The 16,533-nt window shown below is 66.6% G+C and carries 19 protein-coding genes; 1 reads left to right on the top strand and 18 read right to left on the bottom strand.

Going from position 1 to position 16,533, the window contains the following annotated elements; genetic code table 11:
* Positions 1 to 57: 57 nt before the first annotated feature.
* The 13 genes from ACAW63_RS13690 to ACAW63_RS13630 form a co-directional block, all read right to left on the bottom strand.
* Positions 58 to 1,323 (bottom strand): YgcG family protein, encoded by a 1,266-nt coding sequence (locus ACAW63_RS13690; RefSeq protein WP_371234339.1) that lies wholly within the window; start codon positions 1,321 to 1,323, stop codon positions 58 to 60.
* A gap of 123 nt (positions 1,324 to 1,446) precedes the next feature.
* Positions 1,447 to 2,583 (bottom strand): flagellar biosynthesis protein FlhB, encoded by a 1,137-nt coding sequence (gene flhB / locus ACAW63_RS13685; protein WP_371234337.1) that lies wholly within the window; start codon positions 2,581 to 2,583, stop codon positions 1,447 to 1,449.
* Between the two features lie 6 nt (positions 2,584 to 2,589).
* Entirely contained in the window at positions 2,590 to 3,366 is a 777-nt protein-coding gene (gene fliR, locus ACAW63_RS13680) for a flagellar biosynthetic protein FliR (RefSeq protein WP_275607941.1), read from the bottom strand.
* Positions 3,366 to 3,635 (bottom strand): flagellar biosynthesis protein FliQ, encoded by a 270-nt coding sequence (gene fliQ / locus ACAW63_RS13675; protein ID WP_152222009.1) that lies wholly within the window; start codon positions 3,633 to 3,635, stop codon positions 3,366 to 3,368. Before fliQ ends, fliR begins: the two co-directional genes overlap by 1 nt.
* Positions 3,636 to 3,648: 13 nt before the next feature.
* Complete coding sequence (fliP, locus tag ACAW63_RS13670) at positions 3,649 to 4,413, bottom strand: flagellar type III secretion system pore protein FliP (protein WP_371234672.1); 765 nt, start codon at positions 4,411 to 4,413, stop codon at positions 3,649 to 3,651.
* Between the two features lie 23 nt (positions 4,414 to 4,436).
* Positions 4,437 to 4,913, bottom strand: a complete 477-nt coding sequence (fliO, locus tag ACAW63_RS13665; protein ID WP_371234335.1) for a flagellar biosynthetic protein FliO — start codon at positions 4,911 to 4,913, stop codon at positions 4,437 to 4,439.
* 1 nt (position 4,914) lies between these two features.
* Complete coding sequence (fliN, locus tag ACAW63_RS13660) at positions 4,915 to 5,385, bottom strand: flagellar motor switch protein FliN (RefSeq protein ID WP_152222004.1); 471 nt, start codon at positions 5,383 to 5,385, stop codon at positions 4,915 to 4,917.
* Between the two features lie 15 nt (positions 5,386 to 5,400).
* Positions 5,401 to 6,372 carry a flagellar motor switch protein FliM gene (fliM, locus tag ACAW63_RS13655; RefSeq protein WP_371234333.1) on the bottom strand — a complete coding sequence of 324 codons (972 nt, stop codon included), beginning with the start codon at positions 6,370 to 6,372 and terminating at the stop codon, positions 5,401 to 5,403.
* Positions 6,373 to 6,381: 9 nt separating this feature from the next.
* Positions 6,382 to 6,903 (bottom strand): flagellar basal body-associated protein FliL, encoded by a 522-nt coding sequence (gene fliL / locus ACAW63_RS13650; protein WP_207888084.1) that lies wholly within the window; start codon positions 6,901 to 6,903, stop codon positions 6,382 to 6,384.
* A gap of 362 nt (positions 6,904 to 7,265) precedes the next feature.
* A complete protein-coding gene (locus tag ACAW63_RS13645; protein WP_371234332.1) occupies positions 7,266 to 8,564 on the bottom strand; it encodes a flagellar hook-length control protein FliK in 1,299 nt (432 codons plus the stop codon).
* Positions 8,565 to 8,645: 81 nt separating this feature from the next.
* A complete protein-coding gene (locus ACAW63_RS13640; RefSeq protein ID WP_371234330.1) occupies positions 8,646 to 8,987 on the bottom strand; it encodes an Hpt domain-containing protein in 342 nt (113 codons plus the stop codon).
* A gap of 56 nt (positions 8,988 to 9,043) precedes the next feature.
* A complete protein-coding gene (locus tag ACAW63_RS13635) occupies positions 9,044 to 10,741 on the bottom strand; it encodes a SpoIIE family protein phosphatase (protein ID WP_371234328.1) in 1,698 nt (565 codons plus the stop codon).
* A 29-nt stretch (positions 10,742 to 10,770) separates the two neighbouring features.
* Positions 10,771 to 11,076 carry an STAS domain-containing protein gene (locus ACAW63_RS13630; protein ID WP_371234326.1) on the bottom strand — a complete coding sequence of 102 codons (306 nt, stop codon included), beginning with the start codon at positions 11,074 to 11,076 and terminating at the stop codon, positions 10,771 to 10,773.
* A 225-nt stretch (positions 11,077 to 11,301) separates the two neighbouring features.
* Here ACAW63_RS13630 and ACAW63_RS13625 point away from each other — a divergent pair, with 225 nt between their 5' ends.
* Positions 11,302 to 12,018: a TorF family putative porin gene (locus ACAW63_RS13625; protein ID WP_371234323.1), complete on the top strand. Its 717-nt coding sequence runs from the start codon at positions 11,302 to 11,304 to the stop codon at positions 12,016 to 12,018.
* Between the two features lie 15 nt (positions 12,019 to 12,033).
* Here ACAW63_RS13625 and ACAW63_RS13620 read toward each other — a convergent pair whose 3' ends face one another.
* The 5 genes from ACAW63_RS13620 to fliG all read right to left on the bottom strand — a co-directional run bounded on the left by ACAW63_RS13620 (position 12,034) and on the right by fliG (position 16,533).
* A complete protein-coding gene (locus ACAW63_RS13620) occupies positions 12,034 to 12,687 on the bottom strand; it encodes a DUF1345 domain-containing protein (RefSeq protein ID WP_371234322.1) in 654 nt (217 codons plus the stop codon).
* A gap of 121 nt (positions 12,688 to 12,808) precedes the next feature.
* Positions 12,809 to 13,252, bottom strand: coding sequence for a flagellar export protein FliJ (gene fliJ / locus ACAW63_RS13615; RefSeq protein WP_371234320.1), 444 nt, complete (start codon positions 13,250 to 13,252; stop codon positions 12,809 to 12,811).
* Between the two features lie 136 nt (positions 13,253 to 13,388).
* Positions 13,389 to 14,744, bottom strand: a complete 1,356-nt coding sequence (gene fliI, locus ACAW63_RS13610; protein ID WP_371234319.1) for a flagellar protein export ATPase FliI — start codon at positions 14,742 to 14,744, stop codon at positions 13,389 to 13,391.
* Positions 14,734 to 15,516, bottom strand: coding sequence for a flagellar assembly protein FliH (fliH, locus tag ACAW63_RS13605; RefSeq protein ID WP_371234317.1), 783 nt, complete (start codon positions 15,514 to 15,516; stop codon positions 14,734 to 14,736). Before fliH ends, fliI begins: the two co-directional genes overlap by 11 nt.
* Positions 15,517 to 16,533: a flagellar motor switch protein FliG gene (gene fliG / locus ACAW63_RS13600; protein WP_371234315.1), complete on the bottom strand. Its 1,017-nt coding sequence runs from the start codon at positions 16,531 to 16,533 to the stop codon at positions 15,517 to 15,519.

The following is a 16,533-nucleotide window of genomic DNA, read 5'->3' as shown; positions in this document are numbered from 1 at the left end:
GATACATCGTGCATTCCGGCAACGCCATGGCCGAGCCCGGAGCGCCGGCGACCGGCCTCACCAGCTCCCCGAAGCGCCGCCTCCGCCACTGGAGCCACCGCCGCCGGAATAGCCGCTACCGCTATTGGATGACGAACTTCCGCCACCACTGGAACCGGAGCCCGAACTGGAGCCTCGGCCGATAATGAAGGCGAACAGCATCGGGAAGTACAGCATCGGCAACAGCGCCAGCGACTCCGGGAACTCGCCGAGGTGCTCGACGATACCGGTGATGGTCATGACGAACGCACCGATACCCGAAGCCAATGCCAGGCGAATGAGGAACTCCAGCCGGCTGCGCTTCCAGGCGGCATGGGCAAGGACGAAGGGCAAACACAGCAACGCCAGCCCAAGGGTCAGCCCGATAGGGCCTGCCAGGCCATACAGCAGCACCTCGGCGCCATACCGGCTGGCCCCCACCGCCAGCGCCACGAGATAGCCGACGATGGCGCCGACGATCCAGGCGGACTTGCGCGAAGACGCCGCCAGGGCGCCGACGGCCCCGCCCAGCGCCATGCAGAACGACACGGCCATGAAGAACAGTGGCGCGGTCTTCAGGCCTGCGCCGAACGCCAGCAGCACCATCAACCCTGCCGACACGCCGACGACCACACGGGCGGCCAGAAGCTTGCGGCGCAGCGCCACGCCCGCCACCGCGCCACAGCCCAGGGCGATCAACAGCAGCCAGCCCTCACGGGTCAGACCGCTCTCATGACGTTCCTCCGGCAGCGTTTCGCCATCGATCAGCCGCTCCAGGACGCCCACCGCGCGCTCGATGCCGCCGGCGAAGTCGCCCTGGCGAAACGCCGGAACCATCTCATCGCGAATGATGCGACCGGCCGTGACATCGGGGATGGCCCCCTCCAGCCCGTAGCCCACCTCGATGCGCATGGTCCGGTCGTCCTTGGCCACCAGCACCAGCACGCCGTCGTCCACGCCCCGGCGCCCCAGGCGCCACTGATCGAAGACGCGGGTAGCGAACAGCTCGATGCTGTCCTCACCGGTGCTGGGCACCATCAGCACGGCGACCTGCGAGCCCTTGCGCTGCTGCAGAGCGAGCAGGCGTTGCTCCATGGCCGCGATCCAGACCGCATCCAGGGTCATCGTCAGGTCGGTGACTGGACGCTCCAGCACGGGCACGGCCACCGTCTGCGCAAAAGGTTCCCGCGCGGCGTCGGCGGCGACTGACTCGGCCACCGGCTCTTCGCCGAATGCTCCGGCGTGGACCACGGGGGCGCTCAACAGCATGAGCAGGCAGAATACGAGGCGAATCCAGTCGTTCATTCCTTCCATCCCTGAAGGCAGTGAGGCCGACGCAATAGAGCCGGCCATGGGAAACCTGATGCTAGAGGCAGACCGGACGTTCGAACAGCAACCGCTGAATCGTTCACCGGACCGATACAGGCCTCACTCGTCCCGCCGCAGATCCGGCGGAATCGGCAGGTCCGGCATCGGCCCCGGGCGCTTGCCCTTGCCGGCGCGGAACTGCTTGAGCTGGTAGACGTAGGCCAGCACCTGGGCGACGGCGAGGTAGAGGCCGGCGGGAATCTCGCGGTCCAGCTCGGTGGAGTAGTACACCGCCCGCGCCAGCGCCGGGGACTCCAGCACCGTGACCTTGTGCTCCTGGGCTACCTCGCGGATCTTCAGCGCCATGAAGTCGTTGCCCTTGGCCAGTAGCCGCGGCGCGCCGGAGGCGCCGGGGTCGTACTTGAGGGCGACGGCGAAGTGCGTCGGGTTGGTGATCACCACGTCGGCGTCCGGCACCGCCTGCATCATCCGCCGCTGCGCCATCTCGCGCTGCATCTGGCGGACCTTGGCCTTGACCTCCGGCTTGCCCTCGGAGTCCTTGTACTCGTCGCGCACTTCCTGCTTGGTCATCATCAGCTTCTGGCGGTTGTCCCAGAGCTGGTAGGGCACGTCCACGGCGGCGATCAGCAGCAGGCTGCAGGCCAGCCAGAAGGCGCTCCAGCCGACCACCCGGGCGCAATGCACCAGCGCCTGCTCGGTGGGCTCGTGGGCCATCGCCAGCAGGTCGTCCTTGTCCGACTGCAACACCAGGATCGCCACGGTGAGCACCACGGTGAACTTGATCAGCGCCTTGAACAGCTCCAGCAGCGACTTGGCCGAGAACATCCGCTTGAGCCCTTCCAGCGGGTTCAGGCGGCTGAACTTGGGCGCCAGCGCCTCGCTGGAGAACAGCCAGCCGCCAAGGGCCACCGGGCCGAGCAGCGCCGCCACCAGCAACAGCGCGAGGATCGGCCAGAGACCTTCACCGGCGATCTGCGCGGCATTGGCCAGCAGCCGGAGCATGTTGTCGCTGTTCATCACCGTCTCGCGGGACAGCTCGAAGCTGCCGCGCATCAGGCGCATCAGCGCGTCCGCCAGGCCCGCGCCATAGATCAGCAGGCCGCCGGCGCCGGCGACGAGCACGGCGAGGGTGTTCAGCTCCCGCGAGCGCGGCAGCTGGCCTTTCTCGCGCGCCTCCCGGCGCCGTTTCTCTGTGGGTTCCTCTGTCTTGTCCTGACCGCTCTCGCTTTCCGCCATCGCTGGCTACCTCGCTCGAACCAGTTCACGGAGCAGTTGCAGGCCCTCGCTGGCGAGGGACTGGTACTGCGACAGAATGTCGGCGCTGCCGATCCAGACGATGATGAAGCCCATGATCAGGGTCAGCGGGAAGCCGATGGAGAAGATGTTCAGCTGCGGCGCGGCGCGGGTCATGGCGCCGAAGGCCAGGTTGACCACCAGCAGCGCGGTGACCGCCGGCAGCGCCAGCAGCAGCCCGGCGCCGATCACCCAGCCGAGCTTGCCGGCGACGGTGATCAGGTGGTTGCCCGACAGCCCCTCGCCCACCGGCAGGGTGACGAAGCTCTCGGCCAATACCTCGAACACCACCAGGTGGCCGTTCATGGCCAGGAACAGCAAGGTCACCAGCATCGTGAAGAACTGCCCGAGCACCGGCACCGAGATGCCGTTGGTGGGGTCGATCATCGAGGCGAAGCCCAGGCCCATCTGCATGGAGATGATCTGCCCGGCGATGACGAAGGCATGGAACATCAGCTGCAGGGTGAAGCCGAGCATGGCGCCGATGAGGATCTGCTCGCCGATCAGCAGCATGGCCTTGACGCTCAGCGCGTCCACCTGCGGCATGGGCGGCAGGTTCGGCACCAGCACCACGGCGATCGCCAGGGCCAGGTAGAGGCGCACGCGGGTCGGCACCAGCTGGGTGCCGAAGATCGGCATCACCATCAGCAGCGCGGCGATGCGGAACAGCGGGAACAGGAAGGCCCCGACCCAGCCGCCGATCTGCGCGTTGGTAAGTTCCAGCATCAGCCGATCAGCGTCGGGATGCTGCTGATCAGCGTCTGGGTGTACTCCATCAGCTGCCGTATCAGCCAGGGCCCCAGCACGATCAGGGTGAGCAGCACCACCAGCAGGCGCGGCAGGAAACTCAGAGTCTGCTCGTTGATCTGGGTAGCGGCCTGGAACATCGCCACCACCAGGCCCACCAGCAGGCTGGGCAGGATCAGGATGGCGACGATCATCGCCGTCAGCCAGAGCGCTTCACGGAACAGGTCTACGGCGACTTCCGGAGTCATGCCCCTACCCTCCTCAGACGGTGCCGAAACTGCCGGCGAGCGTGCCGATGATCAGCGCCCAGCCGTCCACCAGCACGAACAGCATGATCTTGAACGGCAACGAGATGATCAGCGGCGACAGCATCATCATGCCCATCGCCATCAGCACGCTGGACACCACCAGATCGATGATCAGGAACGGGATGAAGATCATGAAGCCGATCTGGAACGCAGTCTTCAACTCCGAGGTGACGAACGCCGGCACCAGGATGGTCAGGGGCGTGGCGTCGGCGCTCTGGATGTCGGTGCGCTTGGACAGGCGTACGAACAGTTCGAGGTCAGACTGCCGGGTCTGCGCCAGCATGAACGCCTTGAGCGGCACCTCGGCGCGGCTGATCGCCTCCTGGGCCGGAATCTGCTCGTTGAGGTAGGGCTGCAGCGCGTTGGCGTTGATCTTGTCGAACACCGGCGCCATGACGAACAGGGTGAGGAACAGCGCAAGGCCGATCAGCACCTGGTTCGACGGCGTACTCTGCAGGCCCAGCGCCTGGCGCAGGATGGAGAAGACGATGATGATCCGGGTGAAGCTGGTCATCAGCATGACGAACGCCGGGATGAAGCTCAGCGCCGTCATGATCAGCAGGATCTGCAGGCTGACCGAGTACTCCTGCTGCCCCTGCGCGTTGGTGGTCACGGTGATCGCCGAGATCTGCGTCGGATCGGCGGCGAAGGCCTGCGGCACGGCCAGCGCCAGCAGTCCCAGAAGCAGTGGCGCGCTGCGCTTGAGCGCGCCGAGCAGAGCGGAGAGATTCGGCGAACGGGTCACTGCGGGCGGCCCTTGTCCTTGTTCAGCAACTCCAGCAGGCGCTGGGCGAATTCCGGCTGCACCGGCTCCGACTCGGCGGCATGCACCGGCTGGCGCAAGACGTGCAGCGGGGTGATGCGACCCGGTGTCAGGCCGAGCAGGATCTGCTCGTCGCCCACCTGCACCAGCACCAGCCGATCACGCGGGCCGAGGGCCTGGCTGGAGACCAGGCGGATCGCCTGGTTACCGCGCGGGCCGACCTGCTGCACGCGGCGCACCAGCCAGGCGAGCAGGAAGATCAGGCCGACCACCAGCACCAGCCCCAGCAGCAGTTGCAGCAACTGCGCGCCGGCGCTGCCGGTGATCATGCTCGGGGCGGAGCTGGCGTGGACGATGGCCGGCGTCGACACCGGCGCCGGGGCGTCGTCGCCGAACGCCAGCATGGACAGCCCCGCCAGAGGCAATGCGCTGAGGATCGCGGACAGGCGGGCCATGTCAGCGCAGCTTCTTGATGCGTTCGCTGGGACTGATCACGTCGGTGAGGCGGATGCCGAACTTCTCGTTCACCACCACCACCTCGCCGTGGGCGATCAGGGTGCCGTTGACCAGCACATCCAGCGGCTCGCCGGCCAGGCGATCGAGCTCGATCACCGAGCCCTGGTTGAGCTGCAGCAGGTTGCGGATGCTGATGTCGGTGTTGCCGACCTCCATGGAAATGGTCACCGGGATATCCAGGATCACGTCCAGGTTCGGCCCTTCCAGGCCGGCGATGGTCGGCGCCTTGGGCGCCATGCCGAATTCTTCCATCGGCGCGCGCGGCGCGGCCGGTGCCACCGGGGTGGCGCCGCCCTGGGCCATCAGCGCGTCGATGTCGTCCTGGTTGGCGTCGCCCGATTCGGAGAGCGCGGCGGCCCATTCATCGGCCAGGGCCTGTTCTTCGGGAGTCACGTTGTCTTCATCTGCCATGGTGGGTCCTCTTGCTCAGCGCGGGCGCTCGAGCGGATCGAGAATCTGCAAGGCCAGGTTGCCCTTGTGCGAACCCAGCTTGACCTTGAAGGAAGGCACGCCGTTGGCGCGCATGATCATGTGTTCGGGCAGCTCTACCGGGATCACGTCGCCCGGCTGCATGTGCAGGATGTCGCGCAGCTTGAGCTGACGGCGCACGACGGTGGCGCCGACCGGTACGTGGACATCGAGGATGTCTTCGCGCAGGGCGTTGATCCAGCGCTCGTCCTGGTCGTCCACGTCGGACTGGAAGCCGGCATCGAGCATCTCGCGGATCGGCTCGATCATCGAGTACGGCAGGGTGATGTGCAGGTCGCCGCCGCCGCCGTCCAGCTCGATGTGGAAGGTGGAGACCACCACCACTTCGCTGGGGCTGACGATGTTGGCCATCGCCGGGTTCACCTCGGAGTTCACGTACTCGAAGGTGATCGGCATCACCGCGTGCCAGGCTTCGGCGAGGTCGATGAAGGCCTGCTCGATGACCATGCGCACCACCCGCAACTCGGTGGGGGTGAACTCACGGCCCTCGATCTTGGCGTGACGGCCATCACCGCCGAAGAAGTTGTCCACCAGCTTGAACACCAGCTTGGCGTCGAGGATGAACAGGCCGGTGCCGCGCAGCGGCTTCATCTTCACCAGGTTGAGGCTGGTGGGCACGTACAGCGAGTGCACGTACTCGCCGAACTTCATCACCTGCACGCCGCCCACGGCGACATCCGCCGAGCGGCGCAGCAGGTTGAACATACTGATGCGGGTGTAGCGGGCGAAACGCTCGTTGATCATCTCCAGGGTCGGCATGCGACCCCGGACGATTCGGTCCTGGCTGGTCAGGTCGTAGGACTTGATCGCCCCCGGCTCGACGTCGGACTCGGTTTCCACGAGGCCGTCGTCGACGCCGTGGAGCAGCGCGTCGATCTCGTCCTGGGAAAGTAGATCCTGCATGGCCATGGCGGGTACCTACTGCAATACGAAGTTGGTGAAAAGCACTTGTTCCACGGTCAACTGACCGGTCGCCTTCTTCGCCAGTTCCTGAAGGCTGGAGGTCGCCTGCTGGCGCAGCATCTCCTTGCCCACCGGGGTCACCAGCGAGTCGAAATTCTGGCTGGAGAACAGCATCACCAGCTGGTTGCGCACCAGCGGCATCTGCTCGCGCAGCGCATCCATCTGCGCCTGGTCGCGGCCCATCAGCGCCACCGCCACCTGCAGGTAACGCTGGCGGCCGTTCTGATTGAAGTTGACCACGAAGGACGGCGCGAGGATTTCGTAGATCGCCTGTTTCTTGCCCGGTGCGGCGCCTTCCTCGGCCTTCGCCTCGGCCTCGGCGGGCTTGGCGTGCTTGCTGAGGAAGAACCAGGTGCCGCCGACCGACAGCCCCACCGCCAGCAGGAATGCCAGGGCGATGAGAATGATGAGCTTCAGTTTGCCCTTGCCGGGGGCCTGTCCGTCTGGGAAGGGAGGCGTCTGATCTTTCTTGGCCATGCCAAATATCCGTCACTTTTCCGGCGCGATGCGCAGATACCGGGGTAGGAGCAAGGGCTGTGCCAGTTTGGAATTGTCGGACTGGCGCCGCCGCGGATATTACAGGCTAGACGGAGGAAGTCACGGGGCGGGGAGAGAAATTTCCGAGGCGCGGGGATTGGGTAGGAAAATTGGCGACGATTCGCAGGCAACGAGCAGGCCCGCCTGCATGGCGGGGCGTTGCCTGGAGGAGCGAGCTCGCTCGCGAACAGATTTACCCGGCGGCATCGATGCTGGGCGGTTCACGAGCAAGCTCGCTCCTACAATATCCCCGCGCTCCTCGACGGGGTTGCAAAGCATCCGCCGCGAACGCCCGTCCAATATCAGGCGTAGTAATCCACCAGCCCCCTGCCCTGCGCCGCCACCTGCGGGCGGAGCTCGGACACGCCGCTGATCATCGGCTCGTCGTCGCCATCGGAGCCGGCGACCCGGCGCGCGCCCCCGCGATCATCGCCGCCCTGTTGCTGTTGCCAGCCGCGGGCGGACTGGTCGGAGACGTTGACGTCGAGCTGCCCCATGCCCTGCTGGCTGAACATCTCGCGCAGGCGGTGCTGCTGGCTGTCCAGCGCTTCGCGCACGTTGGCGTTGGCGCTGACGAAGTTCACCTGGGTCTGGTCGGCGCTCATGTGGATGCGCACTTCCAGGCGCCCGAGGTCGGCCGGGTCCATCTGGATCTCGGCGGACTTGAGGTTCTGCGACGACATCCACATCACCCGGTCCACCACCTGGTCGGTCCAGCCGTTCTGCTGCACCGACACCGGCTGCCCCGGCACCAGCGGGTTCACCGGACGGTTGGTCATGGCCTGCGGCGTATTCAGTGCCTGGGTCAGCGACTCCAGCCGCGCGGCGAAGGACTCGTTGCGTGGCGCCTCGGGCTTGGCCTGGGACTGGAGCTCCGGCAAGGCCTGGCCCAGGTCCGCGCTGGCCTGCAGTGCACCTTCGGCCAACTTGCCGTCGGCAGCCTTCGCCGTCGTATCCGGGTTCAACGCCGAAAGCATTGCCGACAGGTCGGCCTTGCCGTTGCCCTCCACCGGCTTGTCAGCGCCCTTGGCAGCCACGTCACCGGGCACCTGCGTCTGCTGGAGCTGCTGCGCCTGGTCCTGCGCGCCCTGGTCGAGGGCCAGGGTCACGCCCGGCAGTGCGTTGAGCTTTTCCAGGTCGCCGTCCGTACTGGCCACGGTCTGCTGGCCCACGCCAGTGCTGATCACCAGGGGCGGCGCTTCGCTGGTCGGGGCCGGCAACTGGCCGGTCATGCCCAGCATCAGCAGTGGGTCGAGAGTGGCCTCGGGCTTCTCCTCGCTATCGGCCACCTTGGTCTCGCCGTCGGCCGGCAAGGCCTTGCCGTCTTCGGCAACCGCTGGCTTGTCGGCGGCAGCGGCATCCTTGGAATCGCTGGCCTTGGCGTCCTTGTCGGCGGCGTCCTTAGGCTTCTCGGCCTTGGACTTGGCCGCCTTGTCCGGGCGCTCGCTGGCCGCCGGGCGCTTCTCCTGCGCGTAGACGTCGGCAAAGCTGGAACCCTTGTCGTTGGCGGGGTCGGGCGAATTCTGCGCAGGCTTGGAGAGCGCCGCCTTGGGCCTGGGGTCGGGCGTCGGCGTCAATAAAATATCCGGGGCGACAGCCATCGGAGTTCTCCGTTGATGTGAATATCCATCACGGAGATAGCAAGGGGCGGGCCAATTCGCTGTTTGATCTGGCGGAGAGGATCAGGCGCGACCGGGCAGCAGCAGCGTGCGAACAATGGTGAACTCGTGCTCGACCTTCGCGATCAGCCCTTGCGCGGCGGCCAGGTCGTTGTGCCGGGCGGCGTCTTCGAGCTGCTTGCACAGCCCGCTCAGCACGGCGGCGCCCATGTTCCCGCAACTGCCCTTGAAGCTGTGCGCGGCATGGCGCAACGCAGCGCCGTCGGCGGCGGTGAAGGCCGCGCGAATGCTGTTAAGACGCTCCTCGGAATCGCTCAGGAAGGTCTCCACCAGCAATGGGTACTCGTCTTCCATGATCTCCAGCAGGTTGCGCTGCACGGCGTCATCGAGATGCGGCACGGACATTCGGCACTCCCGGTAGGACTGCTCGCCATAGGGCTGGATGGCAAGCGAAGGCCGGATTATGCCTGAGCCGACCAGAAGAACTCCACGGACACCGATTTGCCATCACCCGACCATTGGCAGCGGTCGGCCAGCTGCCGCACCAGCGTCAGGCCGCGCCCGCAGAGGCTGCCGGCGGCGCGCTGGGAAGCGAGCACGGCGCCGACGTCGAAGCCATCGCCGCTGTCCTCCACCCGCACCAGCAGGCGCCCGCCCTCGCCGTGGGGCGCAAGATCGAGGTGGAAGCGCACGAAGCCGTCGCGCAGCTGCGCCAGGCGCTGGCTGCGCTGCTGGTAGTAGCGGGCGAACCCGCTGGCATCGCACTTGAGCGAGGAATCCAGGCCCATCACGCCGTGCTCCAGGGCGTTGGAATACAACTCGGCGAGCACGGTGTAGAGCGCGCCGCCCTTGGGCCGCAGGTCCTGCACCTCCATCAGCAATTGCAGCAGGAACGGCAGCGGATTGAAGTGCCGCAGGGTCGGCGCGCGGAATTCGAAACTGGCGGACCAGTCCAGCGGGCTGCTCAGGCCGCTGTCGGAGAAGGCCAGCGGCGGCCGCTGCAACGAATGCTCCGGCACCAGCACGACTTCCAGCATGCTGACGTCGTCCTGCACCTCGCCGCGGAAACGCGCCAGCGCCGTCTGGATGCTATCGAACAGGCGCGACGGCACCGTCTCCGCCTCGTAGACCTCGCGCAGACGCTGCTCGCCGAACATCTCGCCGGCGGCGTTGCGCGCCTCGGTCACGCCATCGGAGAAGAGGAACACGCGGTCGCCCTCCTCCATGGCGTGGACCTCGTAGTGCTCGTTGAACGCGGCCGCATCGAGGATGCCCAGCGGCAGGTGGCGCGACACCAGCGGCAGCGCCTCGCGCTTGTCGTGGCGCAGCAGGTAGCCATTGGGCAATCCGCCGTTCCACACCTCCACCAGGCCGCGCTGGAAGCTCAGGTTGAGCATCGCCGCGCAGCAGAACACCCCCACCGGCAGGATGCGCTTGAGCTTGGCGTTCATCTCGCGAAGGATGTCCGCCATCGGGTAGCCCTTGGCGGTCATGCCGTAGAACACCTCGGCCAGCGGCATGGCGCCGATGGCCGCCGGCAAGCCGTGGCCGGTGAAGTCGCCGAGCAGCACGTGCATGCCGCCGGAGGGTTTGAACGCGGCCAGCAGCAGGTCGCCGTTGAACAGCGCGAAGGGCGATTGCAGGTAGCGGATGTTCGCCGCGTTGAGGCAGCCCGAGTGCGCCACCTTGTCGAATACCGCCTTGGCCACCCGCTGCTCGTTGAGCAGGTGCTCGTTGTGCCGGGCGATCAGGTCGCGCTGCTCCAGCACCATCCGCTGCAGGTGGTGCAGGCGGCCCATGGCGCGGATCTTGGCTTCGAGGATGACCCGGTTGTAGGGCTTGGAGAGAAAGTCGTCGCCGCCCGCCTCCAGGCTCTGCACCAGCGCCTCGGTTTCGCTCAGCGAGGTGAGGAAGATGATCGGCACCAGCTCCTCGCCGGCCTGCCGGCGAATCCGCCGCGCCGCTTCGAAGCCGTCCATCACCGGCATCAGCGCATCCATCAGCACCAGTTGCGGGCGCTCCTGGGCGAACAGCGCCAGGGCCTCCAGGCCATTGGACGCGGTGATCACCCGATGCCCCTGGCGGCTGACGATGGTGGACAGCAGCAGGCGATCGGCGGCGTTGTCGTCGGCGATCAGGACCGTGAGGAAATCAGCCATGGCCGCTCTCGGATGCAGGGCAGTCGAGTTCAGCTGATCTTGAACAGCTGCTCGAAGTTGGAGATGGCGAGGATCTTGCGCACGTCGGCGTTGCAGTGTTCCAGGCTGATCTGTGCGTTCTCGCCGCCGGCGTGGTCGCGCAGCAGGAGCAGCATGCCCAGCGCCGAGCTGTCCAGGTAGGTGGCGCCCTTGAGATCAACCATATAGCGCTTGGGCGTGATGTCGACGCGTTCGTAGGCGTCGCGGAATTCCTGGTGCGCACCGAAATCGAAGCGACCCTGGACCACGATGGTCAACTCCTGGCCGTCAGCGGAAGGAACGGAAGTGATGGCCATGGGATTCTCCTTATCGATGATCGGCACGCAGGAGTTTGAAGATGTAGCAGCAACTCATGACAGCGGCAACCTTGGCAGCCATTGGAACGCCATCACCCGGCCTTGTCGAACTCCGCTGAAATGGACCACCGGTCCCCACCGGCATGGCAAATGCCGTTACCCTTCGAAGGTTCGGTCCACGGCGATGCGTCTACGCCGGGCCGCACCAGGCAATGGAGGGGGAGCATGTACAAGTCCGTTCTCGTCGTGGCCTGCGCTGTCTGCACGGTGCCGGTCGCGCATGCCCAGGTGATGCAGCGCGAGCTGGGTGATTTCGAACTGAAGTTCGCCAATGCGCCGACCCGCAGCATGGCCCAGGGGCTGGTCCAGCCCGGCCAGGCGAACAGCGCCCAGGGCGGCGTGGACGTCAGCCATGCCAGTGGCTGGTACGTTGGCAGCTGGACCTCGAACCTGGAACAGGAAAAACCGCTGGAGATCGACAGCTACGCCGGCTTCAAGCACCCGCTGGGCAATGGTCGGCTGGGCTACGAACTGGGCACCCTGCGCTATACCCGCCCCGAGCAACCGGACTTCGACAGCCAGGCGCTGTACGGCGGCCTCTCGGTATTCGGCAGCCGCCTCGGCGCCGCCTACAGCAGCCAGGGCGGCCGCAGCAGCGCCACGCTGTTCACCGACCTGGGGCTGGAACCGGACCTGGGCTTCGACGTGTCGTTCAAGTACTCCACCTACAACCTCGCCGCGCCGGCCAGCCTGAGCGGTGGCGGCAGCGTCAGCGGCTTCGGCGACTGGTCGGTGAACCTCAGCCGGCCCTGGCTGGGCATCGACCTGAACTTCTCCTACAGCGGCAGCAGCCTGACCGGCAGCGATTGCAGCGCATACTCGGGGCACAACACCTATTGCGACACGGCGGTAATGTTCAAGGCGTCGAAGCCGCTGTTCTAACGTGGCGGCAAACCCCTACCCGATCAGGCCCGCGCCCAGGTTGATCGCCAGCCCGAGGATCGCCGTGTTGAACAGGAAGCCGATCACCGAGTGCGCCAGCACCACCTTGCGCATGGCCCGCGAGGCGACGGCCACGTCGGAAGTCTGCACCGCCACGCTCAGGGTGAAGGAGAAGTAGAGAAAGTCCCAGTAGTCCGGGCTCGTCTCCCCGTCCGGAAAACGCAGCACCGGCTCGTCGTCCCCGGAGGAGTAGAACATCCGCGCATAGTGCATGGTGAATACCATGCCGATGAGGAACCAGGAACCCAGCACGGTGCTGGCGGTGAAGGCGTAGCGCCAGAGTTTTTCGCCTCCCTCGGCATGACCGGCGGCGGCCAGTTCGAAGACGATCGCCACCAGGCTGGCCAGCGCGGCGACGCTGATCAGCACCAGCACCGCCTCGGCATTCTCGTCCTCGATCTCGGCCAGGCGCCGAACCTCCTGCGGGTCGGCACGCCAGGCCAGCCAACCGATCAGCAGGACATACAGCCAGGCCATGCAGTTCCAACCCACCAGCACCCGGACCATCGGCTCCAGCCGGTAGCAGGCCAGCGCCACCAGCAGGCCACCGGTGAAGGCGGCGATCAGGCGCGGGTGGGCGCTGAGGAAGGCGCGATTCAGGCGCAGCATGGCGTGCGCCCGCCGTCGAGCGCGAGGTGCCGCAGGGGCAGGTAACGGGAGAAATCAGACAGGGACGGCAAGACGGGCATTCCAATCGAAGGACTGACTGGAGACTAGCACGCGTCCCTGCTCAGTCCGGCGAAGGCCTCAGGCGCTGGGCGAATTCGTCGAGCTGCTTCTGCTCGTACTTGTCGGCGGCGGCGCGCGCTTCCTCGCGGTAGCGCTCCACCAGCTTGCGCAGGCCTTCCAGGCGGGCGTACTTCTCCTGCCAGGCGGCGCGGGCCTTGTCGACGCTGCCCTGATGCCATTCCACCGCGCGGTTCTGCTGCTCGACGGCAGTTTCCAGTTGCGAGAGGAAGCGCTGGTAGTTGATCAGCCACTGCCCGGTGACGCCCTGCTGGCCGTTGCGAATCCACTGCTGCTGGTAGTCCAGGCGATAGCGTTCGAGCTCGGCGAGCTTGCGCTGCGCCTGCAGCAGCTGGTTCTGCACCAGGCCGAGCTGGCGCGCGGCTTCCCGCTCGGCCTTGAGGGCCATGTCCACCACCGGGGCGAGGCGTTCGGCGCGGCGATTCATGCACTCGCCCCGCGGCGCTGGACTCGTAGGATGGGTGGAGCTTGCGATACCCATCGTCTTTCAACTCGCGGCGATATGCAGCATGGGTATCGCTCCGCTCCACCCATCCTACGGAAAGCTCCGCGCATGTCGGACATCAGCCCGCCTTTCCACTGACCACCGCGTCGAGCAGCAAACGGCTGTCGTCGAGGTTCTGGCTCTCGTCCAGCGCCTGCCGGAGGAACTGGCGCATGACCGGAAAGCGCTGGATCGCCAGGTCCGTCTCGGCGTCGCCGCCGGCCACGTAGGCGCCGACGCTGATCAGATCGCGGCTCTGTTGGTAGCGCGACCACAGCTGCTTGAAGCGCTGGGCGTCGCGCAGATGTTCGGGGCTGGTGACCTGGGGCATCACCCGGCTGATCGAGGCTTCGATGTCGATGGCCGGGTAATGGCCTTCCTCGGCCAGCCGGCGCGACAGCACGAAGTGACCGTCGAGCACGCCACGAGCGGCGTCGGCGATCGGATCCTGCTGGTCGTCACCCTCGCTGAGCACGGTGTAGAAAGCGGTGATCGAGCCGCCGCCCTTCTCGCCGTTGCCGGCGCGCTCCACCAGGCGTGGCAGCTTGGCGAACACCGACGGCGGATAGCCCTTGGTCGCCGGCGGCTCGCCGATGGCCAGGGCGATCTCGCGCTGGGCCTGGGCGTAGCGGGTCAGGGAGTCCATCAGCAGCAGGACGTTCTTGCCCTTGTCGCGGAAATATTCGGCGATGCGCGTGCAGTACTGCGCCGCGCGCAGACGCATCAGCGGCGCGTCGTCCGCGGGCGATGCGACGACCACGGAACGCTTGAGGCCTTCTTCGCCAAGGATGTGCTCGATGAACTCCTTCACCTCGCGGCCCCGTTCGCCGATCAGCCCGACCACGATGATGTCGGCCTTGGTGAATCGGGTCATCATGCCCAGCAGCACCGACTTGCCCACACCGGTACCAGCGAACAGGCCAAGGCGCTGGCCGCGACCGACGGTGAGCAGGGAGTTGATCGAGCGGATGCCGACGTCCATGGGTTCGTGGATCGGGTCGCGCGCCAATGGGTTGATGATCGGCCCTTCCATCGGCACCCAGTCTTCGGCACGCATGCCGCCCTTGCCGTCCAACGCGCGGCCGACGCCATCGAGCACGCGACCGAGCATGGACATGCCCATGGGCAGGCGGCCGGAATCCGGCAGCGGCACCACGCGGGCCCCGGGGGCGATGCCGGCGAGGCTGCCCACCGGCATCAGGTAGATCTTGCTGCCGGAGAAACCCATCACCTCGGCTTCCACCTGCACCGGGTGATAGCCGCCGTCGTTGATCACCTGGCAACGGCTGCCGACCGAGGCCTGCAGGCCTTCGGCCTCCAGGGTCAGGCCGACCATGCGCAGCAGGCGGCCCTCCACCACCGGCTGCGCCGGCAGGTTCACCGCCTCGCTGTAGCCTTGCAGGCGGCGGGCGAAGCTGACCCGGTCAAGGCGCATCGGGCGCGTCCAGGTCGATGTGCAGGTCCGGCGCCAGTGCGTGGGTCGCCTGGTCGCGCTGCTGCTCGAAGAGCTGCTTCACGGCCTGGGCCAGGCGCGTCTCGATGCTGGCGTCGATCCGCGAGTGTTCGGTTTCGATGCGGCAGCCGCCGGGCAGCAGGCTGTCGTCCTCGATGATCCGCCAGCTTTCCTCATGGCGGTCACGCAGCGCCTTCACCAGTTCGAAGTCCTGCGGGTTGACCTGGATGCGGATATTGCCGGCGCCCATCGGCAGCAGCTTCAGCGCCTCGCGCAGCACCTGGCGGATCTGACTGGAATCGGTGGCCAGCTCGCGCTGCACCACCTGGCGCACCACATGGGTCACCAGGCTGAGCATGCCCGCCTCGAGCATCTGGTCCTGCTCGGCGATCGGATCCAGCAGCTGACCCATCAGGGTTTCCAGGCTCTGCAGGCGCGGCTGCAGGGCCGCGTCGGCTTCCTGACGCGCCTTCAATTGGCCGGCGTGGAAGCCGTCTTTCTCACCGGTGGAAAATCCCTCGTTGTAGGCGTCCTGGCGGATCGCCTCGAGCTCCTCCAGCGTCAGCGGCTTGACCTCTTCCTCCGGTACCTCCTCGATCTGCGGCTCCTCGGCCACAGGTTCGGGTTGCGGCTCGGGTTCGGGCAGCGGCTTGATCGGATCGAAGCTGGGCAGCGACCAGCGGTCGAAGCCCGAGACATCGCGCGCGCGGATCAGCTCGCTGAGCTCCTGCTCGTCTTTGGCCGGGGGCACCACTTAGATCATCTCCTCGCCGCCCTTGCCGCCGAGCACGATCTCGCCCGACTCGGCCATGCGCCGTGCAATGGTGAGGATTTCCTTCTGCGCGCCTTCCACTTCGCTGACGCGCACCGGGCCCTTGGCCTCCAGGTCGTCGCGCAGCAGTTCGGCGGCGCGCTTGGACATGTTGCGGAAGATCTTCTCGCGGATCGCCTCGTCGGAACCCTTGAGCGCCAGCACCAGCACGTCGGAAGACACCTCGCGCAGCAGCGCCTGGATACCACGGTCGTCGACGTCGGCGAGGTTGTCGAAGACGAACATGAGGTCTTCGATCTGGCCCGACAGGTCCTCGTCCACTTCGCGGATGGCGTCCATCAGCGTGCCTTCGACCGAACTGTCGAGGAAGTTCATGATGTCCGCCGCGCGCTTCACGCCGCCCATGGTGGTGCGGGTGGAGTTGGCGTTGCCGGCGAACTGCTTCTCCAGGATCAGGTTCAGTTCCTTGAGCGCGGACGGCTGCACGGTGTTCAGCGAGGACACGCGCAGGACGATGTCCAGGCGCACCTTGTGGTCGAAGTGGCTGAGCACTTCGGCAGCCTGGTCCGGATCGAGGTAGGCGACCACGATGGCCTGGATCTGCGGATGCTCGTAGCGGATCACGTCGGCCACGGCGCGCGGCTCCATCCACTTCAGGCTGTCCAGGCCACTGGTGTTGCCGCCCAGCAGGATGCGGTCGATCAGGTTGTTGGCCTTGTCCTCGCCCAGGGCCTGGGTGAGCATCTTGCGGATGTAGCTGTCGGCGCCGACGCCCAGGCTGGTCTGGTCGCCGACAATCTCGACGAACTCGCCCATCACCTGCTCGACCTGCTCGCGGTGCACGTTGCGCATCTGCGCCATGGCCACGCCGACCTTCTGCACTTCCTTGGGGCCCATGTGCCGCAGCACCTGCGCCGCGTCGGTCTCGCCGAGGGACAGCAGGAGGATGGCGGCCTTGTCGACCTTGCTCAGTTTGGCGTTCGCCCGAGGTTCGCTCAT

This window comes from Pseudomonas sp. QE6 (genome assembly GCF_041379005.1).
Taxonomy (GTDB): domain Bacteria; phylum Pseudomonadota; class Gammaproteobacteria; order Pseudomonadales; family Pseudomonadaceae; genus Pseudomonas.
The sequence above is the reverse complement of the archived record's forward strand: the minus strand, read 5'-3'. Positions and strand labels throughout refer to the sequence as shown.